Raw genomic sequence first — 22,436 nt, 5'->3', positions numbered from 1 at the left:
TGCTGACACCCTCACTCAGCAGTTGATGTGCGGGCAGCCGCAGGATCGTCAGGTGGGACGGCAGGCGTGGAAGCCTCCGATGCCCTGACCGCCGGGCCAGGACGATGTACTGGCCCGGCCAGGGAGTTCAGAAGACGTGGATCGGGCGGAGTTCGATGGTTTCGCCGGGGCCGGCGAAGGTTTGGGCTACGGCGTCGGCGCGTTCCGGGGTGTCGACGTCGATGAGGAAGAAGCCGGCCAGGTGTTCCTTCGACTCCGAGTACGGGCCGTCGGTGACGACCGGGCGGCCGGAGTAGCGGTAGAGGCGGGAGGTGGCCGGGTCGCCCAGGGCCTCGCCGCCGAGCAGTTCGCCGTTGGCCTGGAGCTCGCTCAGGAGCTTCTCGAAGTCCGAGTTCAGCCGGTCGCGCTCGGCCTTGGGGAGGGCCTGGTGCTCGGCCACGGTGTCGCCGGTCGGGTGGCCCCACGGCTGCGGGTTGGAGTGGATCAGTACGACGTACTTCATCAGAGATCCCTAACGTCGGAGCAGCCGCTGGTCGGCCCTCTCGACGCTACATCGGAGCCGACCCGCGGCTCTCGACATTTCAGCTGTTCAGCAGGCCCTCGAACGGCGCCGGGTTCCCGACGGGGTCGGCGGGCGGCTTCGGCGGCTGGTTGGTGAGCAGGTCGACCAGCTCGGTTGCCGTCGGTCCAGCCAAGGCGCGCGTTCTAAGCGCCGCCAGCCACGGCATTAGCCGCGACGTAGGACCGGCGTCTGGGGGTCGGTGGGCGACGGAGACCTCCCAGGAGCTTGGAGGTCAAGCTGTGGGGACGCGGCTCCGCGGATCCTGCGGGCAGGTGTGACCCGCCCGTGTGGTCGGCAAGGCCGGCCCGGGGTTCATGCCGGCCTTGGTAAGACCGGCCCCGGCCGGGGGTTGCCCCCGACCGATCGACCCCCGATTCGGCGTCTTTGAGCACCGGTTGAGCATCCCCCGCGGTGGCCGTGCTCATCTGGTGCACAAGCCCCCCGGGTTCGCGTTGCGGAAGGGTGTCAGCTGCTACAGGTTGAACGTTGCTTAGCCTGCTCGACGAGGGCGGGTCTGGGTCGTCGGCTGCCGGGTCCTTCGTCCGCTGCCGGACTTATAGCGCGCTATCGGCCGAACATCGCGTCAGCGGACCCGATCTCAGGGACCACCAGCACCCCGGGAACCAGGTGGCGGCGAACCATGGTGGGCAGCACCAACCAGCGCCCGACGGAGGAGCGAGCGGTGGGGCTCTTGCTCCTCCGTCGTACGGGCTGGTTAGGCCGGGAAGGCAGCGCCAGTGTTGCTGTGGCAGCGGTAGCCGTTGGGGTTTTTGTGGAGGTACTGCTGGTGGTAGCCCTCGGCGTAGTAGACGGGGCCCAGGGGGGCGATTTCGGTGGTGATGTCGCCGTAGCCGAGGGGCTTGATGACGGGGGCGTAGAGGTCGCGGGTGCGCTCGGCCTCGGCGCGCTGCTCGTCGGTGGTGTAGTAGATGGCCGACCGGTACTGCGAACCGAGGTCGTTGCCCTGGCGCATTCCCTGGGTCGGGTCGTGGGTTTCCCAGAAGACCTTCAGCAGGTCGGTGAAGGTGGTCCTGGCCGGGTCGTAGAGGACGCGGACGGCCTCGGTGTGACCGGTGCCTCCGGTGCAGACTTCCTCGTACGACGGGTTGGGGGTGTACCCACCGGCGTAGCCGACGGCCGTCGTGTAGACGCCCGGCTGCTGCCAGAAGATCTCCTCGGTGCCCCAGAAGCAGCCGGTGCCGAACCAGACTTCCTCGAAGCCGGCCGGAACAGGTGCGGTCTGCGGCGTACCGAGCACGATGTTGTCCGCCGGTACGGCGAATCCGGGGTCCTGACGGCCGGGCAGGGCGGCCGCGGGCTCGACCAGGGCTGTGTTGCGCTTGAAGAACGACATCTCACGCCTCTCGCAGAGTGACTTACATAGTCTCTCAACGCCCGCCCCCGGGTGAACCTTCCCCCGGCCGATTACGGGGCGCTCACGCGATCATGGCCGCCGTACGCCGGGGAGGTGGTCCCGCCGCGAGCCCCTCGTACGAGTCAGCCAATCGCTGTACTGCGTCACGCAGCGTGTCCGCGTCGAGCGTGTACGGCAATCGGAGGAAGCTCTCCAGACCCCCGTCCGGCGAGAAGCGCGAGCCGGCCACGAGCAGTACGCCGTTGCGCTGTGCGACCCCGACCAGGCTGGAGCCGACCGGTTCGGGCAGCTCACACCAAAGCGACAGCCCGCCGCCAGGTACGTCGAACCGCCACGACGGCAGCGTGGTACGCAAAGCGGCCGCGAGAGCATCGCGCTGCATGGCCAGCCCAGGACGACGCTCAGCCAGTACTGCGGCGCGATCGCCCAGCAACCGGCAGACGACCAGCTGCTCCAGGACGGGCGCACCCAGGTCCAGCGATCCGCGAGCATCGAGGATCCGCGCGACCAGCGCCTCAGGCGCCCGGATCCAGCCGATCCGCAGCCCACCCCAGAACGACTTGCTGACCGACCCGACCGTGATCACGCTCGCCGGGTCGAACAGCGCGAACGGCGGCGGCATCTCCTGCCCGTCCAGCGAAAGCTCGAACAGCGTCTCGTCGACGATCGCGGTGGTCCGGGCGCGAGCGAACGCGATCGCCAGCCGCTGCCGGTCAGCGGCGGACATCAACCGTCCGGTCGGGTTCTGGAAGTCGGCCACCATCCAGGCCGCGCGCGGCGACGTCTGCCGGATCGTTGCCTCTAGCAAGGGAAGGTCCCAGCCGCCCGGACTCATCGGCACGGCCACGACCCGGCAACCGCTGCGGCGGATCGCGTCCACCGAGTTCGGGTGGGTCGGGCTCTCGGTCAGCACCCGGTCGCCGATCTGCGTCATCGCCCGGATCACGATGGAAGTGGCGGCCAATGCCCCGGCGGTGACGATGATCTGGTCCGCGGACGTCGGCAGCCCACGATCCTCGTACGACGCGGCGATCGCTGCCCGGAGCTCTGGCAGCCCCTGCGGGTGATAGCCGGGAGTCGCCAGATGCCCCGGCAGATCCTCGAGTGCCTCGGCAACCGCAGTACTGATTCCCGGTACTGCGGGGGAGGCGGCGCAGGTGAAGTCGTAGAGCCCCACCGTGTCGATCCCCGGAGCGTGGTGCCGCCCGGGCTCGGGCTCGATCTTGGACGGCAACGACGTGACGCTGCCCGACCCGCGCCGGCTGGTGAGGTACCCGCGATCGCGCAGCTCCCGGTACGCCGAGGCGACGGTCGTCCGGCTGACCCCGAGCGCATCGGTCAGCTCGCGCTCACTCGGGACCCGGGCGCCGGGCATGATCCGGCCGTCCGCGATCAGCAGCCGGAGCCGGTCGGCCAGGCTCCGGTACGCCGGGCCGGAGGCGTCGGACCAGCCACCGAGCAGGCCGGAAAGGGTGCTTGCCGGAACATGTCGCCCTGTCATGCAGTCCACTATTGCTCAATTGGCTATCGAACACCAGGCCAATCGAACTCAAACTGGTTCTTGTGACCGCCACTCTCGAAGCCCCACGCGTTCTTGCCGCCCTCAATCCGATCCAGCAACTCCAGGCCGGCAAACTGCCGCGACGGCTGGTGCAGCTGTATGTCGGGCTGACGCTGTACGGCGCATCGATGGGCCTGATGATCCAGGGCAACCTCGGGCTGGATCCGTGGGACGTGCTGCACTCGGGCATCACCAAGCACCTGGACGTCAGCTTCGGGACCGTGGTGATCGCGATGAGCTTCGTGGTGCTGCTCGGCTGGATCCCGTTGCGGCAATGGCCGGGGCTCGGCACGATCAGCAACGCCATCGTGATCGGGCTGGTCACCGACCTGACGCTGTCGACGGTGGATCGTCCGGACGCTCTCTGGTTGCGGATCGTCTTCATGCTCAGCGGAATCGTGGTGAACGCGCTGGCGGGTGCGCTGTACATCGGCGCCCAGTTCGGCCCCGGTCCGCGCGATGGGCTGATGACGGGACTCGTACGGCGTACCGGGCTGAGCGTGCGATTGGTGCGTACGACGCTGGAGGTGACCGTGCTTGCGATCGGCTGGCTACTCGGCGGCGTCCTCGGCTTCGGAACCGTCGCCTACGCGCTCGCCATCGGCCCGCTCGTCCACTTCCTGCTGCCGATCTTCACCGTCCGGTTGCCCGCAGCAACCAAATGAGCTTGCGTCCGAAGAACTGAGGGCCGCGCCCCACACCTCTTCGGACGTAAGAAGCGGGAGCCCGGTCCGCAGGGGTGGATCGGGCTCCCGCTGTCAGTTGATCAGCGCTCGGTTTCCGGACCGGAGCGGTGTTTGCCGCCGGTCGTCTTGGCGGCCTCGCCCTGCTGGCCTTGCCCGCCTGCTGCCTGCCCGCCGGGCGCCTGTCCGCCCACGTTCTGGGTGAGCGCGCCGCGGGGGTCGGTGGTGCCCTGCAATGCCCAGGCCGGATTGCTGGCCTTCTCAGCAGCACTCGCCTGGCCGCTCGTGCCCTGGCCGCTCGTGCCCTGACCGCTCGTGCCCTGAGTCGCCGTGCCCTGAGTCGCCGTGCTCTGAGCGTTCGCACTCTGGCCGTCCGTGCCCTGGGCATTCGCACCCTGGGCGTTCTGGCTCGGTACGCCGAGGCGCTGATCGGCTGACTGGCCGAACTGCTGGATGGCCGCGTTCAGCTCCTCCCAGTTCTTCGCGGTACCGATCGCAGCAGCCTGCTCGCTCAGCACCTTCACGTCCTTGGGGCTGACCGTCTGCTGCAGCGCAGGGTCGGTCCGGAACGCCTGGAACGCCGCCCGCGCCGCGTTGGCCCGGACAGAGGTGTTGGACTGCTTCTCCTTGAACCAGCGCGACACCTTGCCCACCGCGTTCTGTCCCGCCTCGACGGCCTGTCGACCGGTCGCGGCCACCTGGCGGCCGGCAGTGGCCAGCCCACGACCTGCGGCTGTCGCTCCATCGGCGATCCCGCGCCCGGCGGCCGTCGCTCCGTCGATCGCCCGGTTCCCCGCATTCGTCACAGCCGCGGTGGTCCGCCCGACCGCCTCGGTGACGTTGTCCCGGCCGCGCTGCCCGAGCTCGGTCGCCTGCGCCGCCACATTTTGACCGAACTCCACCGCCCGGTTCACCTGCGCGCTGCTGGCCAGCCGCTGCGCGTAGTCGCTCAGTCGCGCTGCCGTCCGCTGGGCGGTCTGGATGACGCGGTTGGTCGCGTTGTAGATCGGCCCGAGTGCCTGGTGGGTCTGGATCGAGCGCTGCAGCGCCTGCTGCTGACGCGGATCGAGGTTGGCCAGCCAGTCGAGCGCCTGATCACGGTTGCCCTGCTGCCACATGCCCGGGCCCTGGTGTGGTGTCGTCATCAGAACTCCTAGTCGAGGTAGACCGCGTAGTTGACGCCGACCGACGGGGTCAAAGGATCCCGTGTCGGCATGTCGCTGAAGAGCTGGATCTGAGCGCCCGGCCGGACCCACACGGCCAGATGCAGCCGATCCGCGCCGGCCCCGGGACCCCATTCGTCCAGGAACGCCGGGTTACCCGACGACTGCCCGACGTACGCCGGTTCGCCCCAGGTCTTGATCGCCAGCTCGAGATGCTCCGGCCAGTGCGCGTCGAGCCCGGCCTCGGCCTCGGCGATGTCGTCCGGGCCGATCTGGTACGCCGACCAGCCGCTGGTCCGTACGTCGGCGAACGCGAGGCCGTCGAACACGATCATCGTGATGCCGCGCCGGGTGGTGAACCCCCAGGAGGCGGATTCGTCGCCGATCTTCTCGCCCTGCTCGAGCGGCCAGGGCTGCCAACCGGTGGCGGCCATGACTCGTTGCACCAGCGCTCTGACCACCGCTTCGCCGGTCTGGTCCGCGTCCGGCCCGGCCACAGCGGTCCAGTCCGGAACTTCCGCCAGATCGGCCATCGCGAGGGCGTCGTCGTCGAGCGACCTGTCCTGCGTCTTCATCCGCGCTTGAACCTTTTCCTCGAGCAACACGGGGCCACGGACACCGGTCCATGACAGCTGTCCACAGAACGGTAGGCCCGGATCGGGGTCATCAGACCAGGCCGTACGCTGGTCCGGTGACCTACGAACACTCCTACGGATTCGAAACGCTCGCCATTCATGCCGGGAACGAGCCCGACCCGACCACCGGCTCGGTGGTTCCGCCGATCTACGCGACCAGCACGTACAAGCAGGACGGCGTCGGCGGGCTGCGTAACGGCTACGAGTACTCCCGGTCGGCGAACCCGACCCGGAGCGCGCTCGAGGAGTGTCTGGCCGCGATCGAAGCGGGCACCAGAGGGTTCGCGTTCGCGAGCGGCCTGGCCGCCGAAGACACCCTGATCCGCTCGCTCTGCGTGCCGGGTGACCACGTGGTCTTCCCCGACGACGCGTACGGCGGCACGTTCCGCCTCTTCGCCAAGGTCCTGGGCACCTGGGGTGTCGAGATGACCCCGGCGGCCGTCACCAACCCGGAGGCGATCCGGGCCGCGATCCGCCCGGGCAAGACGAAGGTCGTCTGGCTGGAGACGCCGACCAACCCGCTGCTGAACGTGGCCGACATTGCCATCGTGGCGCAGATCGCCCACGATGCGGGTGCGCTGCTGGTGGTGGACAACACCTTCGCCTCGCCGTACCTGCAGCAGCCGCTCGAGCTCGGCGCCGACGTGGTGGTGCACTCGACCACGAAGTACATGGGTGGTCACTCGGACGTCGTCGGTGGCGCGCTGATCGTCCGCGACGCCGAACTGATCGAGAAGATCGCCTTCCACCAGAACGCGATCGGCGCCGTCGCCGGCCCGTTCGACGCCTGGCTGGTACTGCGTGGCATCAAGACCCTGGGCGTCCGGATGGACCGCCACAGCGACAACGCCGAGAAGGTCGTCGAGTTCCTGCAGCGGCACAAGGGCGTCACCTCGGTGCTCTACCCGGGCGTCGACGGCCACCCCGGCCACGAGACCGCGGCGAAGCAGATGAAGCGCTTCGGCGGGATCGTGTCGTTCCGGGTGACGGGCGGCGAGCAGCACGCGCTCGACATCTGCAACAAGGCCGAGGTGTTCACGCTGGGTGAGTCGCTCGGCGGCGTCGAGTCGCTGATCGAGCACCCGGGCAAGATGACGCACGCCTCGGTCGCGGGCACCCCGCTGGAGGTTCCGGCGGACCTGATCCGGCTCAGCGTCGGTATCGAGACGATCGACGACCTCCTCGCGGACCTCGACCGCGCGATGGCGTAAGTGCGCTCCGCTCCGGCAACCTCCCACGGAGGGTACTGATGCAGTCCTTTGTGGCGGTCGACTTCGGGTCGACCTTCACGAAGGCGATCGCGGTGGATGCCGGCTCGGGCGAGTTGATCGCCCGGGCCGAACATCGCACCACGATCGACACCGACGTGCTGGACGGCTACGAAGCCTGCCGTACCGCGTTGCTCGCGGTCGACAAGGGAATCGCCAAGGCCGAGGTGCTCGCGTGTTCGAGCGCGGGTGGCGGACTGCGGATCGGTGTCGTCGGCAACGAAGAGCTCGTCACGGCTGAAGCTGGTCGCCGGGTCGCGTTGTCGAGTGGTGGCCGAGTAGTTGCCGTGGTCAACGGTGGACTGACGCCGACGTCCTTGAAGGCGCTGCGTGCCGAGCGTCCCGATGTCGTGCTGTTGCTCGGCGGCACGGACGGCGGCAACTCCGCCGTACTGGAGAACGCGGCGGCTGTGCTGGCGAAGTACAAATGGCGTAAGCCGGTGGTTGCTGCTGGCAACCTCGAGGCGAAGGGCGTGATCGGCTCGTTGCTGACCGGCGCCGCGGTGCCGCATGTCTTCGCGGACAACGTCGTACCGGAGATCGGGGTGTTCGCGCCGGACAGCGCGCGAGCCGCGATCCGGGAGATGTTCCTGGCCCATGTGATCGGCGGCAAGAACCTGTCCCGCGATCCCGGGTTCGCCCGGATGGTTCGCGCGGCCACGCCGGACGTCGTACTGCGGGGTGTCGAGGTGCTCGCGTCGCTGCACGGGGATGTGGCCGTGGTCGACATCGGCGGGGCGACGACCGACGTGCATTCGGTGATCGAGCTCGACCCGGAAGACGCGAACCTCGGTCGTGAGGTGGTGGCCACGCATCCGGTGACCCGGACCGTCGAAGGCGACCTCGGGATGCGCTGGAGCGCAGTACCGGTTGTTGCCGCAGGCATCGAAGCTGGATTGATCCCCGACGACCCGGTACTGCGCGACGCGGCGACGCGGCGGCATGACGATCCGGCCTACTTGCCCGGTTCGGCCGAGGAGACGTCGTACGACGAGACGCTGGCGCGTGTGGCCGTGACGGTGGCGTTGCGGCGGCATGCAGGCCGGCAGCGGGTGGTGTTCGGGCCGGGCGGGCGGGTGATCGAGCGGTCCGGGAAGGACCTGCGCGAGGTGGACCTGCTGGTCGGGTCCGGGGGAGTGTTGCGGCACAACGGTCCCGAGCTCGCCGCGCGGGTGCTCGGAGCAGTCGCGGCCGGTGCCCAGGAGGAAGGTTGGCTGGTTCCTTCGGGCGCCAGGACCTGCGTCGACACGGACTATGTCCTGGCCGGTGTCGGGCTACTCGCGGACGTTGCCCCGGTCGCCGCGGAGGGCCTCGCCCGGCGAGTGGGCTCCGACATTCATGGAACCGTTCGGAGCGGGCACTAGTCTCAGCAGAACTTGAGACCAGGAGGTGTCATGAACAAGCCGGACGAGCCGGTGGGGCGGGACGACTCGGCCGACGTGCCGGATCTTGGGCGGGGCGACTCTGCCGGCGTGCCCGAGGTCGGGCGGGACGAGGAAAGCCCTGTCGCGGACAACGAGGTGGCCGAGGAGGTCAGCGACACCGTCCCAGAGGTGCCTGAGGATCAGCGCCTGGTGGCGCCTTCCAGCCGGGGGCCGGTGGATCTCGGGGTGACTCCCGGCATGCAGATCGCGAGCGCCTGGGCCTGGCGGTTCCTGGTGATCGTGGCCGCGGTCTTCATCATCGGCTACGGGCTGCGGTACCTGTCCGAGGTCGTGGTGCCGGTGACGGTCGGCGTCCTGCTGACCGCGCTGCTCGTCCCGGTGACGAACGCCCTGCACAAGGCGCGGCTGCCGCGCGGACCGGCGGCCGGGATCACCGTGATCGGCACGATCGCCGTCGTGGCCGGCCTGCTGACGCTGGTAGGCACGCAGATCGCGACCCAGTTCGACGCCTTGTCGGGTCAGATCGGCGAAGGCGTGACGAAGCTTCGCGACCTGGCCAAGATCAACCTCAACGTCACCGACAAGGACATCACCGACTCGCTGAACAAGCTCAAGGACACCGTGACGTCCGGTGGAGCGCTCGGCCAACGAGCAGCAGAAGTCGGTACCACGGCGACGCACGTCGTGGCCGGCCTGTTCATCACGCTGTTCTGCTTGTTCTTCTTCCTCTACCAAGGTGAGCAGATCTGGGCCTGGCTGGTCAGGCTGTTCCCGAGGCAGGCCCGGGGCAAGACGGACTCGTCCGGGCGGAAGGCCTGGGTCTCGCTGACCGCCTTCGTCCGGGCCACCATCATCGTGGCCGCGGTGGACGCGATCGGGATCTCGCTGGGTGCGGCGATCCTCGGCCTGCCGCTGGTCAGCGCGATCGGGATCCTGGTGTTCGTCGGCGCGTTCATCCCGGTCGTCGGTGCCTTCGTCAGCGGCATCGTCGCAGTACTGGTCGCCTTGGTTGCCAAGGGCCCGGTTGTCGCGATCATCATGCTGGCCGTGGTGATCGGCGTACAGCAACTGGAGGCGCACGTCCTGCAGCCGTTCCTGCTCGGCCGGGCGGTGAGTGTCCATCCGCTGGCGGTGATCCTGTCGATCGCCACCGGCGTGGTGATCGCGGGGATCGTGGGCGCGCTGGTCGCAGTACCGACAGCCGCAGTACTGAACACGATCGTGAATCACCTGGCCGGCAACGACGTCGATCCGGAACCACCGCGACCGCTGCCACGCCGAAGACATCCAGCCGCTGAGGCCTTGGAGTAGAAAGACAGCCGCCCCCGGGACAATCCCGGGGGCGGCTGTTCGTTGTGTGCTGATCAGCCCATCGAGGCGGCTGCTGCTTCCAGTTCGGCGTTCGCGTCGGCCTCGGTCTTGGGGCCGTCGTTGCGGCCGGCCAGCCGCTGCTCCGGGGTGATGATCGCCAGTACCAGGGCGATCGCCAGGAACGGCAGCGAGACCAGGAACACGTCGTCCATCGCGTTGACCAGACCGGACAGCGCCCAGCCCTTCATCGGATCCTTCAGACCGTGCAGCGCCTGCACGCTGTTCGCGGCCTTGGTCAGCGGCTCGACCATGTTCTGCATCGTCGCCGGGACGATGTCGCCCAGGTGCACCTTCAAGCGGCTGGTCAGCACCGCGCCGTACACGGCCGTACCGACCGCGCCACCCATCGAGCGGAAGAAGGTCATCGTCGAGGTCGCGGTCCCCATGTGCTGCCGGGGCACGCTGTTCTGCGCCGCGGTCACGGTGATCTGCATCGACAGGCCCAGGCCGGAGCCCATGATGAACATATAGATCGCCAGATGCCAGTACGGCGTGTTCAGGCCGATCGTCGACAGCAGCACCATCGCGCCGCTGACCAGGATCGCCGAGATGATCGGGTAGATCTTGTAGCGGCCGGTCTTGCTCATCAGCTGACCGCTCGGGATCGAGGCGCAGAAGATGCCGACGATCATCGGCAGCAGGGCCAGGCCCGACCGGGTCGGGGAGAGGTCCTTGACCGCCTGCAGGTAGAGCGGCAGGAAGATCAGCGCACCGAACATCGCGAAGCCGAGCAGGAAGGCGAAGCCCGCGTAGCCGGAGAAGATCCGGCCCTTGAACAGGTCCATCGGGATGATCGGCTCGGAGACGCGCAGCTCGACCAGGACGAAGGCGACAGCCAGTACGACGGCGCCGATCAGCAGGGCGAGCGTGGTTCCGTTGCCCCAGCCGTTGGTCGGACCGCTCCAGGAGACGGCGAGCAGCAGCGCGGTGACGGCACCGGTGACGATCGCGGCACCCAGGTAGTCGATCTTGTGGCTGCGCTTCACGTGCGGGAGCTTGAGTACGGCGCCCACGATGCCCAGCGCGGCCAGGCCGATCGGCAGGTTGATCCAGAAGATCCAGCGCCAGCCGGGACCGTCGGTGAGCAGACCGCCGAGCAGCGGGCCGGCTACCGAGGAGAGGCCGAAGACGGCACCGAAGTACCCCATGTACTTGCCGCGCTCACGCGGCGGGATCACGTCGCCGATGGTGGCGAACGCGAGCGACATCAGGCCACCGGCACCGAGACCCTGGACGGCCCGGAAGCCGATCAGCTGCTCGATGTTCTGCGACAGCGCGGCCAGCACGGAGCCGGCCAGGAAGGTGACGATCGCCGCGATGAACAGCGGGCGGCGGCCGTACAGGTCGGAGATCTTGCCCCACAGCGGAGTGGAGGCGGTCGACGTCAGCAGGTACGCGGTGACCACCCAGGACAGCTTGTCCAGGCTGTTGAACTCACTGACGATCTGCGGCAGCGCCGTACCGACGATGCTCTGGTCGAGTGCGGCCAGGAACATGCCGGCCATCAGGCCACCGAGGATGACCAGGATCTGTCGATGGGAAAGGTAGTTCGGTGCATTTGAATCAGGCGCAGCGGACGCGCCGCCAGTCGTAGCCGGCTCGGTGGTGCTCATCGGTTCTCCACGTTCTTCTCGGTGTTCTGGTGCGTGGCCATCGCGGCGGTCCCGCCCTTGTCGGCCCAGGCCCTGCCTTCGCCCCGCTCGTCGACGATGCTGGTGACCCCGTCCGCGAACCGGGTCATCAACTTCTCGAAAGTCTCGATATCGGAGTCGGTCCAGCCCTCCATGGCCTGGGTCAGCAACTCCATCCGCCGCTTGGCCGCGGCTTTCCACTCCTCGGTGCCTTGCCCGGTCAGCTCGACCCGGAAGGCGCGACCGTCGTCCGGATCGGCAGATCGGCGGATCAGGCCAACCTGCTCCAGTGACCGGACGTGCCGGCTCGCGGTCGAAGCGTCGATCTCCATCCGGGCGGCCAGCTCGGACAACCGCAGTGCCCCGTTGCACCGCAGTACGAACAGCACCAGGTGGGCGCTGTGGTCGATCGTGTCGCCGGGCTGCTTGCTCTTCAACCGGCGGCCGATCCGCGTGAATGCGTGCAGCACGCCCTCCATCGGGGTCTGCGGAGCATACGGATCATTTACATGCATGGTGCAAGCATATACATGGTTGCGTGATACACGCAAATGAGTTTCCGGCCTCGCTGAGCTTCCGGCAACCCATTAACTATGGGTGATTTTACGGTTGCGGAGAGTCAGCAGGGTTCAATGTGGTGCATCCCTACGTTGGAGGAATGCGCGTATGCAGCAGGTCGCGGTGGTCACCGGTGGCGGGTCGGGACTCGGGCGGGAGATGGCGCTGGCGCTGGCCGCGGGCCGGCTTCGACGTCACGGTGACCGGGCGCACCTCGCAGAAGTTGCTCGAAACTGCCGAGGCCGGTCGTGGGGTCGCCGCGGTCGGGGCTGCAGGGGTTGGGACGGTGCGGACCGCGGTACTGGATGTGACCGACGGTCCCGCCGTACGGGCGTTCTTCGAGGGGCTTGAGCGGATCGACCTGTTGGTGAACAACGCTGGTACCGGGATGCCGGCGGCGCCGATCGAGGACGTGAGTGAGGAGGACTGGCGGGCGGTGGTCGACACCAACCTCACCGGATCGTTCCTTTGCGCGCAGGCCGCGTACGCCTTGATGCTGCGACAAGACCCCAAGGGCGGGCGGATCATCAACAACGGCTCGATCTCCGCGCACACGCCGCGCCCGCAGGCGATCGCCTACACCGCGAGCAAGCACGCCATCTCAGGCCTGACCAAGAGCCTCGAACTGGAAGGCCGCCCGCACGGAATCACCGCCACCCAGATCGACATCGGCAACGCGGCTACGGCGATGACAGAGCGAATGGAACAAGGCGCCCTCCAACCCGACGGAACCATCGTCGTCGAGCCGACCTTCGACCCCCGCACGGTGGCGGCCTTCGTGGTCCACATCGCCCAACTCCCCACCTCGGTAGCCGTCCCCACCCTGATGGTCATGGCCGCCGGCATGCCGTACGCCGGCCGCGGCTAGCTGCCCGTACTACGCCGCCTCGGTGCGGTCGGTCCGCCATCTCCGGGCGACCTGATCCGCCAGACAGGCAGTGCTCGTCCAGGTCGGGCACGGCGTGGGCATGTTGGGCGTGAGTGGTCAGTCGCCGCAGGGGCCACTGCCTGGCCGGCGGACCGCCGTTCCCGACTCAACTCGTACGCCGGCCGTGGTCGCCATGGCTAGCTCCCGCCTCTGGGGGTTAGCACCCTCCCGTGAGGGTTGGCCCATTGATATAGCGATGGGGGAACCCCAATGGGAGGAGCGAAGCACACCGGCTTCTCGTAGTACGGCGTCTCAAATCGACAGGAAAGTGTCTGGGCGGGCGTCTAGGGTCTGGGGTGTGACGGGACAGGTGGAGGCGCTGGTTCATGCGCGCGGGTTGCGGAAGTCCTATGGGGACTTCGAGGCCGTCGCTGGGATCGATCTGGATGTGTGGAAGGGCGAGGCGTTCGGGTTTCTCGGGCCCAACGGCGCGGGGAAGTCGTCGACGATGCGGATGATCGGGGCGGTGTCGCCGGTCAGTGGGGGAGTGCTGCGGATCCTCGGGATGGATCCGGCCGCCGACGGGCCGGGGATCCGGGCCCGGATCGGGGTGTGCCCGCAGGACGACACGCTGGACACCGAGTTGTCCGTGCAGGAGAACCTCACCGTCTACGGCCGGTACTTCGGGCTCAGTCGCGCCGAATGCCGTGAGCGGGCCGCGGAGCTGCTCGAGTTCGTCGCGTTGACGGAGAAGGCGAAGGTGAAGGTCGACGAGCTGTCCGGCGGGATGAAGCGGCGGCTGACGATCGCGCGTTCGCTGGTGAGCAAGCCGGATCTGTTGCTGCTCGACGAGCCGACCACCGGCCTGGATCCGCAGGCGCGGCATCTGCTCTGGGACAAGCTGTTCCGCCTCAAGCAGGCGGGCGTGACGCTGATCATCACGACCCACTACATGGACGAGGCCGAGCAGTTGTGCGACCGGCTGGTCGTGATGGACGGCGGGCTGATCGCGGCCGAAGGATCGCCGGCGGAGCTGATCCGGGACTACTCGACCCGTGAGGTCACCGAGTTGCGGTTCGGTCCCGAGGTGATGTTCGCGGACCACGACGCCTTGGCCGGCAAGGTGGAAGACCTGGCCCAGCGGATCGAAGTACTGCCTGATCGGTTGCTGCTCTATACCGACGACGGCGAGCGCGCGGTCGCGGCTGTGCACGAGCGTGGCCTGGAGCCTGCCGCGGTGCTGGTACGCCGGTCGACGCTGGAGGACGTGTTCCTGCGACTCACCGGCCGGACGTTGGTGGACTGATGACCGCCGTCGCCATCGAGAACGGGCGCAGACAGTTCGACTACTGGCTCACCGTCTACAAGCGGACCTGGAAGGGCAGTCTGGTCAGCAGCTTCCTGTTGCCGCTGCTCTACCTGGCCGCGATGGGGATCGGCCTCGGTTCGTTCGTCGACTCCAACGGCACCGGCTCGCTCGGCGGAGTCAGCTATCTGCAGTTCATCGCGCCCGGCCTGCTCGCCTCGACCGCCTTGCAGATCGCGGTCGGCGAATCGACGTACCCGGTGATGGGCGGCATCAAGTGGCAGAAGTTCTACTTCTCGATGGTCGCCACCCCGCTGCGCCCGGCCGACGTGATGTACGGCCAGCTCGCCTTCATCGCCTTCCGGGTGCTGACCACCTGCACTGTGTTCCTGGTGGTGATCGCCGCCTTCGGTGGGCTCGGATCACCACTCGGAGTGCTCGCCCTGCTGGTCGCGTTGCTGGTGGGGATGGCCGCGTCCGCGCCGGTCTGCGCGGTCGCGACCACCCTCGAGAACGACTCCGGTTTCGCGATGATCTTCCGGTTCGGCGTGGTGCCGGCCTTCCTGTTCTCCGGCGCGTTCTTCCCGGTCTCCCAGTTGCCGGACTGGATCGAGTGGCTCGCGTACGTGAGCCCGCTGTGGCACGGGGTCGAGCTATCACGTGACCTCAGCCTGAACACGGTCCAACTGTTGCCGGCGCTCGGCAATCTTGCCTATCTCACCGCCTGGTTCGGCATCGGTACCTGGTTCGCGGTCCGCGGCCTGACGAAGAGGTTGATCAGCTGATGGCGACTCTCACTGCGCGGGTGCTCCCGCTGCCGGTCCGGGCCGCCAGCGGCCGCCAGATCGTCGAGCGGAACTTCCTGGTCTACCGCCGGTCCTGGATCGTGTTCGTGTCCGGCTTCTTCGAGCCGGTCTTCTACCTGCTCTCGATCGGCATCGGCGTCGCCAAACTGGTCGGCGACTTCACCCTCTCCGACGGCACGGTGATCGGGTACGCCGCGTTCGTGGCGCCCGCGATGCTGGCGAGCTCGGCGATGAACGGTGCCGTCTTCGACTCGACGTACAACATCTTCTTCCGGATGAAGTACGCGAAGCTCTACGACTCGATGCTGGCTACTCCGCTGCGACCGTGGGACATCGCGACCGGCGAGGTGACCTGGGCGTTGCTGCGCGGCGCTTGCTACTCGGCGATGTTCCTGCTGGTGATGCTCGTGATGGGCCTGATCCAGTCCTGGTGGGCGCTACTGGCGCTGCCGGTCTCGGTGCTGATCGGCTTCGCGTTCGCCGGTGCGGGGATGGCGCTGACCACGTTCATGCGGAGCTGGCAGGACTTCGAGTTCGTCCAGCTCACGACGATGCCGATGTTCCTGTTCTCGGCGACCTTCTACCCGGTCGAGACGTACCCGGGCGCGATCCGCTGGCTGGTCGAGATCACCCCGCTCTACCAAGGCGTCGCTCTCGAACGTGCCTTCACCACCGGCACGGTGAGCTGGTCACTGATCATCAACGCGCTCTACCTGATCGCGATGGGCACCTTCGGCATGTACGTCGCCTCCCGCCGCCTCGGCAAGCTACTTCTCAAGTAGTGCTCGCAGCCACCAGCGAGCGCCTCGGATCATGGAGCTCGCGCTGGGGTCGGACAGATAGCCAGACAGGTGCAGTGACGTCATCACCTGGTGCGCCGCGCCAAGCTCCTGCGCGAGCTCCAAGGCTCGCCGCAGCTCGGCCGGAGCGGCGTACTCCTCCCACTCGGCCAGGTAGCCGTCCCGCACGCGCGGGTCGTTGGACAGCGGCGACCGCTTGTCGAAGAACGTGACCAGGTCGAGGAACGGATGCGCCACCGCCGCATCGGTCCAGTCGAAGGCCAGCACCCGGCCATCTCGTACTGCGAGGTTGCGCGGGTGCAGATCGCCGTGCAGCAACGTCTCCGGTACGCCGATGGCCGCGAGCTCGTTGATTGCCTCGCGCAACTGAGCCGCCCGGGCGGGCAGCGCGGCCCGCTCGGCCGGTTCGAGCAACTCGGTCGCCGGGTTCGGCCCGAAGAGCCGATCGAGCTCGCCGTCCAGTACTGCGAGTCGCCGGTCGACGCAGCTGAAAGCGAGCAGCCGGTCCGCCTGGTCGGCATAGCTGCGCTGCAACTGAGCATGCCCGCGAATCGCCTGGATCCACACCCCGACCTCGGACTGCGAAACCAGCATCGGCCCGAGATCCGGCAACAGCATCCAGGCGCGTTCCTCGTCGATCGCAACAGGGGAAGGCACCAGCCCTGGGCGCTCAGCGGCAACCTGACGCAGCAACGAGGGCTCGTGCGCGAAGAGCAGCGGCAACGCATCGTCGCTCACCGGCCGGATGGTGCTCGAATGGGCGATAGCTTTGAAGTACACGTCCCCCTTCGCGGTGGGACAGCGCAGTACGTTCGACAACCCCCACGACCGCACTTGAGTCGGTACGCCGGTCCGCGGCGTGGCCGCCCCGGTCAGCTGATCGTCGATCCAGGGGAGCGCTTCGGCGTACCAGGCAGGTCTGGTCCAGGCCGGCGTCACGCGGGCATCCGTCGGCAGCGCCAGATGATTGCGGGCGGCAAGGACCAGCGGGTCGTCGAGGTCGGTTACCCAGTTCGCGTTCGCAGGCGTCTCGCCGACGTTGACCATCAGATAGGCGGTCGCGTCAGGTTGCCCGGTCAGGCAGACCAAGACGTAGGCCTCGATGCCGTGCTGCTCGCGCAGAGCCCGAACCGGCGCCTCGACGTCCGGGAACCAGAACTCGTCGGCAAGATCCAGTTGCGGGAGACCGCCGGGCAGGACGAGGATCGCCTGATCCTGCGGACGGATAACCACTGCTGTCACTGTCACACCAGGACACTATGTGGTGGGCGGTGACGCCACACCTGGTTTGTGGCCTGCACGACCCCGCAGTACTGCGGTCGTAGGCTGAGCCGGGTGACGATCAGTGCGGCCGAGATTGCCCGGGCAGCGGATCTGCTGCATGACGTGGTGGCGCCGACGCCACTGGAGTACTCGCGGTGGTTGAGCGACCTCGTCGGTGGTGACGTCTTCCTCAAGTGCGAGAACCTGCAGCGGACCGGTTCGTTCAAGCTGCGCGGTGCGTACGTGCGGATGGCGAGGCTGTCCAAGAAGGAGCGGGCGAAGGGGGTCGTCGCCGCGAGCGCCGGGAACCACGCGCAAGGTGTCGCCCTGGCCGCGCAGTTGCTCGGGATCAAGGCGACCGTGTTCATGCCGTACGGCGCGCCGATCCCGAAGGAGAAGGCGACTCGCGCGTACGGCGCCGAGATCCGGTTCGTCGGTACTTCGATCGACGACTGCCTGAAGGCTGCCCGGGAGTTCGAGGCGGAGACGGGAGCGATCCTGATCCACCCGTTCGACCACAAGGACATCGTCGCTGGGCAGGCGACCACCGGACTGGAGATCGTCGAGCAATGCCCGCAGGTGCGGACCGTCGTCGTACCGACTGGTGGCGGTGGGTTGATCGCCGGGATCGCCTCGGCGATGCAGCGCGACGGGATGCCGATCGAGGTCGTCGGGGTGCAGGCGAAGGGCGCCGCGGCGTACCCGGCCTCGCTTGCTGCCGGCGTTCCGGTGCAGCTGGAGAAGATGGCGACGATGGCTGACGGGATCGCGGTCGGGCTGCCCGGCACGGTTCCGTTCGCGGCGATCCAGCAGTACGTGAGCGAGGTGCTCACCGTTGCCGAGGATTCGTTGTCGAAGGCACTCTTGCTGGTGCTCGAACGGGCCAAGCTCGTGGTCGAGCCTGCCGGTGCCGCCGCGGTGGCAGCGCTGCTGGACAACCCAAAGCGGTTCAAGCCGCCGGTGGTGGCGGTGCTGTCCGGTGGGAACATCGATCCGGTGCTGCTGATGCGGGTCCTGCGGCACGGTATGGCGGCAGCGGGGCGTTATCTGTCTCTCCGGGTGCGGATCCCGGACACCCCGGGTGGGCTGGCCACCTTGCTGGCCCGGCTGGCCGAGGTCGAGGTCAACATCATCGAGGTACTGCACGAGCGCATCTCGGAAACGCTGAACCTGGACGAGGTCGAGGTCGCCCTGCAGCTCGAGACCCGGGGTGAGGAACACCGTGAGCGGGTCCTCGCCAGCCTGATCGGCAACGGCTACACCTACACGCTGAACTGACAGCAGACCCTCCGCGCCCGGCTGGGAAGTGGCCGTCAGTCGGTCGGCTCGCGGCTGGCTGGGGAGTGGCCGTCAGTCGGTCGGCTCGCGGCTGGCTGGGGAGTGGCCGTCAGTCGGTCGGCTCGCGGCTGGCTGGGGAGTGGCCGTCAGTCGGTCGGGTCGCAGGTTTTGGTCAGCGGGGCGTGCAGGCGCTCGGCGAGGACACGCTGGTGGGTCGGTCGTGCTTCGGTCTGCCGGTGCAGGCCCTTGTCGGTCATGCAGACGCTGACCGCGCGCCGGTCCTCCGGGCACATGTTCCGCTCGACGAGTCCGGCTGACTCCAGCCGGCCGATCACCCGGGAGAGCGCGCTCTGGCTCAGATGCACCGAGCCGGCGATCTGCTGCACCTTCGCCGACTGATTCGGGAGCTCGGCGAGCCGCTCGAGCACCTCGTACTCGCTCATGCCCAGGCCGTGGCCGGATTGCAGCTCACGGTCGAGCGCGCAGGTGAGATCCGCGTGCCTGGCGAGCAACTGGCGCCATTCGCGGACATCGGCGCTGGTCTCACCAGTCCCAGCGCTGACCTTCGTCTCGGTCATGGCCGGGACGTTATCATGCATCTGCATTCAATGCAACTGCAATTAATGAGTAGACATTAGATGCGTATGCATGCAAAGCTCTCTCTCGTGACACACACAACGCAAGTACCTCCGACCCGCCTGACCTGGGATGCACGCCTGTGGGGCGCTCTCCTGGTGGTCTGCGGCGTGATCTTCCTCGATGGCCTCGACGTGTCCATGGTCGGCATGTCGCTGCCTTCCATCGGCGCCGACCTCGGCGTCTCCCTGTCCTCTCTGCAATGGGTCGTCACCGGGTACGTGCTCGGCTACGGCGGCTTCCTGCTGCTCGGCGGCCGGGCCGCCGACCTGCTCGGCCGCCGCCGCGTCTTCCTGGCCGCGCTGGCCGTGTTCGCCGTCGTCTCGATGTTGAGTTCGCTGGCGACCAACCCCGAACTGCTCATCGCCGCGCGGTTCGTGAAGGGCATCGCCGCCGCGTTCACCGCGCCGGCAGCGCTCTCCATCCTCACCACAACGTTCCACGAGGGTCCGGACCGGAACCGGGCGCTCAGTATCTTCACCACCTGCGCCGCGAGCGGTTTCTCGCTGGGGCTGATCCTCGGCGGAGCCTTGACCGAGGTTGGCTGGCGCTGGACCTTCCTGATGCCTGGCCCGGTGGCCCTGATCGTGCTGCTCTTCGCGATCAAGCTGATCCCGAGCAGCCCGCGTGACGAAACCGCCGGCGGGTACGACGTACCGGGTGCCGTCACGGTCACTGCCGGAATGCTGAGCCTGGTGTTCGCGGTGGTCGGTGCCGAAGGGGCCGGCTGGGTCTCCTTCCGCACCATCGGGCTGTTCGTCCTGTCGGCCGCGTTGCTGTCGGCATTCGTCTGGATCGAGACGCACACCAAGCACCCGCTGGTCCGGCTCGGCATCCTGCGTAAGACCAACCTGCGGCTGGCGAACCTCGGCATCATGACCGTGTTCGGCGCGTACGTGTCGTTCCAGTTCATCGGCACGCTCTACCTGCAGAACCTGCTCGGCTGGTCCTCGTTCGAGACGTCGCTGGGCTTCCTGCCGGCCGGTCTGCTGGTCGTACTGCTGTCGCCGAACGCGGGCAAGATCGCCGACCGGATCGGTACCGAGCGGATGGTCGCGGCCGGCATGGTGTTCTTCGTGGTCGGCTACGCGCTCTTCCTCCGGATCGGCGAGCAGTCGAACTACCTCGCGACGGTGTTGCCGACGATCGTGCTGATCGGTCTGGGCTTCGCGATCACCTTCCCGGCGCTGAACATGCAGGCGACGAACGGCGTGGACGACAACGAGCAGGGGCTCGCGTCCGGTCTGTTCAACACCTCCAGCCAGGTCGGCGGCGCGATCGTGCTCGCCATCACGACCGCGGTCATCGGCAGCCAGTCGCACGGTGTCACCACGCCGAGCGGGGTGCTCGGGGCGTACAAGCCGGCGCTGGTCGTAGTCACCGGGATCACCGTCCTGGGTCTGCTGCTCGGCCTGATGGGTCTCCGCGGCCTGAAGGGCCGCCGGGCACTCGCCGAAGCCGAGGCGGCCGAACTCGACGCCGTCCAGGCCGAACTGGCCGAGGAAGAAATGTCCCCGGCAGCCTGAAAACCCCGGCTCCGGGGGGAGCCGGGAAGGCATGAAACACCGGTTCCGGGGGGAGCCGGGAAGTCATAGCGAACCTGCGGTTCAGGGGCGCAGTGCGGGTCACGGGCTACTCCGCCGTGACCCGCACTGCTGTGTGGGTGAGGTCTGTGCCGCCTCCCTACGTCCGAAGAAGTGGAGTAGACGTCCCTCCGGTTTTTCGGACGTAAGGGGTGGGACGGGAGAGTTCCGGGCGATCCCCGATTGGTTTGGACCCGTCCGGGTGCTGAAGTGGAGGCATGAGCGATCAGAGCAAGCAGAGCGACTACGACCGTCGGGTGAAGGACATCCTCGACCGGGTCGCGAAGGGCCACCTCTCCAGCGACGAAGCCGCGACCCTGATCGCTGCCGCCAACCCCACACCCCCCGACCCCCGCCACGCCGCCCCCGCACCAGCGGCAGACGCGACCACCCCAGCAGACGCCGCACCCGGCGCGACCACGCCAGGAGAAGCTGCACCCGGCGCGACCACGCCAGGAGATGCCGCATCCGGGGCGAGCACCCCGGGAGTCGCTGCATCCGGGGCGAGCACCCCGGGAGTCGCTGCATCCGGGGCGAGCACCCCGGGAGTCGCTGCATCCGGGGCGAGCACCCCGGGAGTCGCTGCATCTGGCGCGACCACGCCGACTGACCGCTCCGCCGCGGCGGATCCCGCCGACCCGGCGACGCCGGCGGATCCCGCCGATCGCCCGTCTGCCTCGGTCTGGGCGGAGGTAGTCGACTCCCCGGACCCCCTCGCACCATCCGCGCCGAGCGCGCCATCCGCGCCGAGCGCTCCCAGCGCTCCCACCGCACCGAGCGCCCCCACCGCACCGAGCGCACCGAGCGCTCCCAGCGCACCGAGCGCTCCCAGCGCATCGAGCGCATCGAGCGCTCCCAGCGCCCCCGCCGCGCCGAGCGCGCCGGACGACTCAGCGGCTGGGGTGCAGGACAGCGTTGTGGATGATGCACCGGTGGAGGCTGAGGCCGAGCACAGCAATGTGCCGGTGCCTTCCGGCGTACGGCGGGTGACTGTTCGTGCGGTCGGGCGCCGGGTGCGGTTGATCGGTGAGCCGGCGATCCAGGGCGTGGCTGTCGACGGGCCGCATGTGATCAAGCGGGACGGGGACACGCTCGCGATCAGCAGTGAAGGTGACATGGGCGTCTCGATCGACGGGTTCAGCATGTTGCGCAACCCGACCGACCTCAAGTCGCACGTCAACGGACTCGCCAAGGAGTTGTCGATCCGGGTCAATCCGATGCTCGAGGTGGAGGTAGAGGTCACCGGCGGCAGCGTCGTCGGCGAGCGCCTGCCCGGTCTCACCAGGGTCCGCGTCACCGCCGGTACTGCGAAGGTCACGGACGTAGACGGCCCCATCGACGTACTCGTCCAGGCCGGTACCGCGACGCTCGACGCCCAGATCACCAAGGGCCGTTCGCGGGTCCGGGTCGAATCCGGCTCCGCGACCGTGCATCTCCGCCGCGGTTCCGACGTCCGGGTCCACACCGAGGCGCAACTCGGCCGGGTCAGCTGGACCGGCGCCGTCACCGGCCAGTCCAAGGACGTAGAAATCGGCCGCGGCCGAGCCGCCCTCGACGTAGAGGTCCTGGTAGGCAGCGCCCAAATCACCTCCGACTAACAAACCTTCACTCCGACCAACTCCACCCAACCACCACATCCGCCGTTCAAGCTCACCTCGACCGACCCGCGACCCGCGACCCGCCTCGACCGACCCTCACCTCACC

The 22,436-nt window shown here is 68.1% G+C and carries 20 protein-coding genes; 11 read left to right on the top strand and 9 right to left on the bottom strand.

Annotated features, from left to right (window positions below; translation table 11 throughout):
* Window positions 1-127: 127 nt before the first annotated feature.
* The 3 genes from F1D05_RS12505 to F1D05_RS12495 all read right to left on the bottom strand — a co-directional run bounded on the left by F1D05_RS12505 (window position 128) and on the right by F1D05_RS12495 (window position 3,438).
* Window positions 128-502 (bottom strand): YciI family protein, encoded by a 375-nt coding sequence (locus F1D05_RS12505; protein ID WP_185447804.1) that lies wholly within the window; start codon window positions 500-502, stop codon window positions 128-130.
* Between the two features lie 775 nt (window positions 503-1,277).
* A complete protein-coding gene (msrA, locus tag F1D05_RS12500) occupies window positions 1,278-1,916 on the bottom strand; it encodes a peptide-methionine (S)-S-oxide reductase MsrA (protein WP_185447802.1) in 639 nt (212 codons plus the stop codon).
* Window positions 1,917-1,998: 82 nt separating this feature from the next.
* A complete protein-coding gene (locus F1D05_RS12495) occupies window positions 1,999-3,438 on the bottom strand; it encodes a PLP-dependent aminotransferase family protein (RefSeq protein WP_185447800.1) in 1,440 nt (479 codons plus the stop codon).
* A 62-nt stretch (window positions 3,439-3,500) separates the two neighbouring features.
* Here F1D05_RS12495 and F1D05_RS12490 point away from each other — a divergent pair, with 62 nt between their 5' ends.
* On the top strand, window positions 3,501-4,163 hold the full coding sequence (locus F1D05_RS12490) for a YczE/YyaS/YitT family protein (RefSeq protein ID WP_185447798.1): 663 nt from the start codon (window positions 3,501-3,503) through the stop codon (window positions 4,161-4,163).
* 101 nt (window positions 4,164-4,264) lie between these two features.
* On the opposite strand, the gene F1D05_RS12485 is transcribed toward F1D05_RS12490, so the two are convergent.
* Both F1D05_RS12485 and F1D05_RS12480 read right to left on the bottom strand, forming a co-directional pair.
* The gene (locus F1D05_RS12485) at window positions 4,265-5,326 is read right to left on the bottom strand and encodes a hypothetical protein (RefSeq protein WP_185447796.1); all 1,062 of its coding nucleotides are present in this window, start codon (window positions 5,324-5,326) and stop codon (window positions 4,265-4,267) included.
* Window positions 5,327-5,334: 8 nt separating this feature from the next.
* A complete protein-coding gene (locus F1D05_RS12480) occupies window positions 5,335-5,919 on the bottom strand; it encodes a hypothetical protein (RefSeq protein ID WP_185447794.1) in 585 nt (194 codons plus the stop codon).
* A 116-nt stretch (window positions 5,920-6,035) separates the two neighbouring features.
* On the opposite strand from F1D05_RS12480, the gene F1D05_RS12475 reads away from it, so the two are divergent.
* From F1D05_RS12475 to F1D05_RS12465, 3 genes are read left to right on the top strand one after another with little or no spacing between them, the layout of a single operon-like run.
* The gene (locus F1D05_RS12475) at window positions 6,036-7,190 is read left to right on the top strand and encodes a cystathionine gamma-synthase (protein WP_185447792.1); all 1,155 of its coding nucleotides are present in this window, start codon (window positions 6,036-6,038) and stop codon (window positions 7,188-7,190) included.
* Window positions 7,191-7,228: 38 nt separating this feature from the next.
* Entirely contained in the window at window positions 7,229-8,611 is a 1,383-nt protein-coding gene (locus F1D05_RS12470; RefSeq protein ID WP_185447790.1) for a glutamate mutase L, read from the top strand.
* Window positions 8,612-8,641: 30 nt separating this feature from the next.
* Window positions 8,642-9,943 carry an AI-2E family transporter gene (locus F1D05_RS12465; protein WP_185447788.1) on the top strand — a complete coding sequence of 434 codons (1,302 nt, stop codon included), beginning with the start codon at window positions 8,642-8,644 and terminating at the stop codon, window positions 9,941-9,943.
* A 53-nt stretch (window positions 9,944-9,996) separates the two neighbouring features.
* On the opposite strand, the gene F1D05_RS12460 is transcribed toward F1D05_RS12465, so the two are convergent.
* Together F1D05_RS12460 and F1D05_RS12455 are read right to left on the bottom strand one after the other, a co-directional pair.
* Window positions 9,997-11,616 (bottom strand): MDR family MFS transporter, encoded by a 1,620-nt coding sequence (locus F1D05_RS12460; RefSeq protein ID WP_185447786.1) that lies wholly within the window; start codon window positions 11,614-11,616, stop codon window positions 9,997-9,999.
* The gene (locus F1D05_RS12455; RefSeq protein WP_246486634.1) at window positions 11,613-12,149 is read right to left on the bottom strand and encodes a MarR family winged helix-turn-helix transcriptional regulator; all 537 of its coding nucleotides are present in this window, start codon (window positions 12,147-12,149) and stop codon (window positions 11,613-11,615) included. Before F1D05_RS12455 ends, F1D05_RS12460 begins: the two co-directional genes overlap by 4 nt.
* A gap of 176 nt (window positions 12,150-12,325) precedes the next feature.
* Between F1D05_RS12455 and F1D05_RS12450 the strand changes: the two genes are divergently transcribed.
* From F1D05_RS12450 to F1D05_RS12435, 4 genes are all read left to right on the top strand, one after another.
* Entirely contained in the window at window positions 12,326-13,060 is a 735-nt protein-coding gene (locus tag F1D05_RS12450; protein WP_246486633.1) for an SDR family oxidoreductase, read from the top strand.
* A 358-nt stretch (window positions 13,061-13,418) separates the two neighbouring features.
* Window positions 13,419-14,366 (top strand): ABC transporter ATP-binding protein, encoded by a 948-nt coding sequence (locus F1D05_RS12445; protein WP_185447784.1) that lies wholly within the window; start codon window positions 13,419-13,421, stop codon window positions 14,364-14,366.
* On the top strand, window positions 14,366-15,151 hold the full coding sequence (locus F1D05_RS12440; protein ID WP_185447782.1) for an ABC transporter permease: 786 nt from the start codon (window positions 14,366-14,368) through the stop codon (window positions 15,149-15,151). Before F1D05_RS12445 ends, F1D05_RS12440 begins: the two co-directional genes overlap by 1 nt.
* A complete protein-coding gene (locus F1D05_RS12435) occupies window positions 15,151-15,954 on the top strand; it encodes an ABC transporter permease (RefSeq protein ID WP_185447780.1) in 804 nt (267 codons plus the stop codon). The genes F1D05_RS12440 and F1D05_RS12435 overlap by 1 nt, the downstream gene beginning before the upstream one ends.
* On the opposite strand, the gene F1D05_RS12430 is transcribed toward F1D05_RS12435, so the two are convergent.
* Window positions 15,940-17,205, bottom strand: a complete 1,266-nt coding sequence (locus F1D05_RS12430) for an aminoglycoside phosphotransferase family protein (RefSeq protein WP_185447778.1) — start codon at window positions 17,203-17,205, stop codon at window positions 15,940-15,942. The two genes, F1D05_RS12435 and F1D05_RS12430, sit on opposite strands and share 15 nt — an antisense overlap.
* Before the next feature lie 102 nt (window positions 17,206-17,307).
* Here F1D05_RS12430 and ilvA point away from each other — a divergent pair, with 102 nt between their 5' ends.
* On the top strand, window positions 17,308-18,513 hold the full coding sequence (ilvA, locus tag F1D05_RS12425) for a threonine ammonia-lyase (RefSeq protein ID WP_185447776.1): 1,206 nt from the start codon (window positions 17,308-17,310) through the stop codon (window positions 18,511-18,513).
* Window positions 18,514-18,659: 146 nt separating this feature from the next.
* Here the strand turns inward: ilvA and F1D05_RS12420 are convergent, their stop codons facing one another.
* Window positions 18,660-19,091: a MarR family winged helix-turn-helix transcriptional regulator gene (locus F1D05_RS12420; RefSeq protein WP_185447774.1), complete on the bottom strand. Its 432-nt coding sequence runs from the start codon at window positions 19,089-19,091 to the stop codon at window positions 18,660-18,662.
* 87 nt (window positions 19,092-19,178) lie between these two features.
* Here F1D05_RS12420 and F1D05_RS12415 point away from each other — a divergent pair, with 87 nt between their 5' ends.
* Window positions 19,179-20,675: an MFS transporter gene (locus F1D05_RS12415; protein WP_246486632.1), complete on the top strand. Its 1,497-nt coding sequence runs from the start codon at window positions 19,179-19,181 to the stop codon at window positions 20,673-20,675.
* A gap of 275 nt (window positions 20,676-20,950) precedes the next feature.
* Entirely contained in the window at window positions 20,951-22,330 is a 1,380-nt protein-coding gene (locus F1D05_RS12410) for a hypothetical protein (protein ID WP_185447772.1), read from the top strand.
* Window positions 22,331-22,436 lie beyond the last annotated feature (106 nt).

The sequence above is a fragment of the Kribbella qitaiheensis genome, assembly GCF_014217565.1.
GTDB classification, from domain to species: Bacteria; Actinomycetota; Actinomycetes; order Propionibacteriales; family Kribbellaceae; genus Kribbella; species Kribbella qitaiheensis_A.
The sequence above is the reverse complement of the archived record's forward strand: the minus strand, read 5'-3'. Positions and strand labels throughout refer to the sequence as shown.

What these genes read in the sequence shown, in the direction of transcription:
- F1D05_RS12480 (WP_185447794.1), bottom strand. Translation starts at nt 5,919, where the DNA reads ATGAAGACGCAGGACAGGTCGCTCGACGACGACGCCCTCGCGATGGCC.
- F1D05_RS12505 (WP_185447804.1), bottom strand. Translation starts at nt 502, where the DNA reads ATGAAGTACGTCGTACTGATCCACTCCAACCCGCAGCCGTGGGGCCAC.
- F1D05_RS12435 (WP_185447780.1), top strand. Translation starts at nt 15,151, where the DNA reads ATGGCGACTCTCACTGCGCGGGTGCTCCCGCTGCCGGTCCGGGCCGCC.
- F1D05_RS12470 (WP_185447790.1), top strand. Translation starts at nt 7,229, where the DNA reads ATGCAGTCCTTTGTGGCGGTCGACTTCGGGTCGACCTTCACGAAGGCG.
- F1D05_RS12420 (WP_185447774.1), bottom strand. Translation starts at nt 19,091, where the DNA reads ATGACCGAGACGAAGGTCAGCGCTGGGACTGGTGAGACCAGCGCCGAT.
- F1D05_RS12455 (WP_246486634.1), bottom strand. Translation starts at nt 12,149, where the DNA reads ATGCATGTAAATGATCCGTATGCTCCGCAGACCCCGATGGAGGGCGTG.
- F1D05_RS12460 (WP_185447786.1), bottom strand. Translation starts at nt 11,616, where the DNA reads ATGAGCACCACCGAGCCGGCTACGACTGGCGGCGCGTCCGCTGCGCCT.
- msrA (WP_185447802.1), bottom strand. Translation starts at nt 1,916, where the DNA reads ATGTCGTTCTTCAAGCGCAACACAGCCCTGGTCGAGCCCGCGGCCGCC.
- F1D05_RS12440 (WP_185447782.1), top strand. Translation starts at nt 14,366, where the DNA reads ATGACCGCCGTCGCCATCGAGAACGGGCGCAGACAGTTCGACTACTGG.
- F1D05_RS12465 (WP_185447788.1), top strand. Translation starts at nt 8,642, where the DNA reads ATGAACAAGCCGGACGAGCCGGTGGGGCGGGACGACTCGGCCGACGTG.
- F1D05_RS12485 (WP_185447796.1), bottom strand. Translation starts at nt 5,326, where the DNA reads ATGACGACACCACACCAGGGCCCGGGCATGTGGCAGCAGGGCAACCGT.
- F1D05_RS12495 (WP_185447800.1), bottom strand. Translation starts at nt 3,438, where the DNA reads ATGACAGGGCGACATGTTCCGGCAAGCACCCTTTCCGGCCTGCTCGGT.
- F1D05_RS12410 (WP_185447772.1), top strand. Translation starts at nt 20,951, where the DNA reads ATGAGCGATCAGAGCAAGCAGAGCGACTACGACCGTCGGGTGAAGGAC.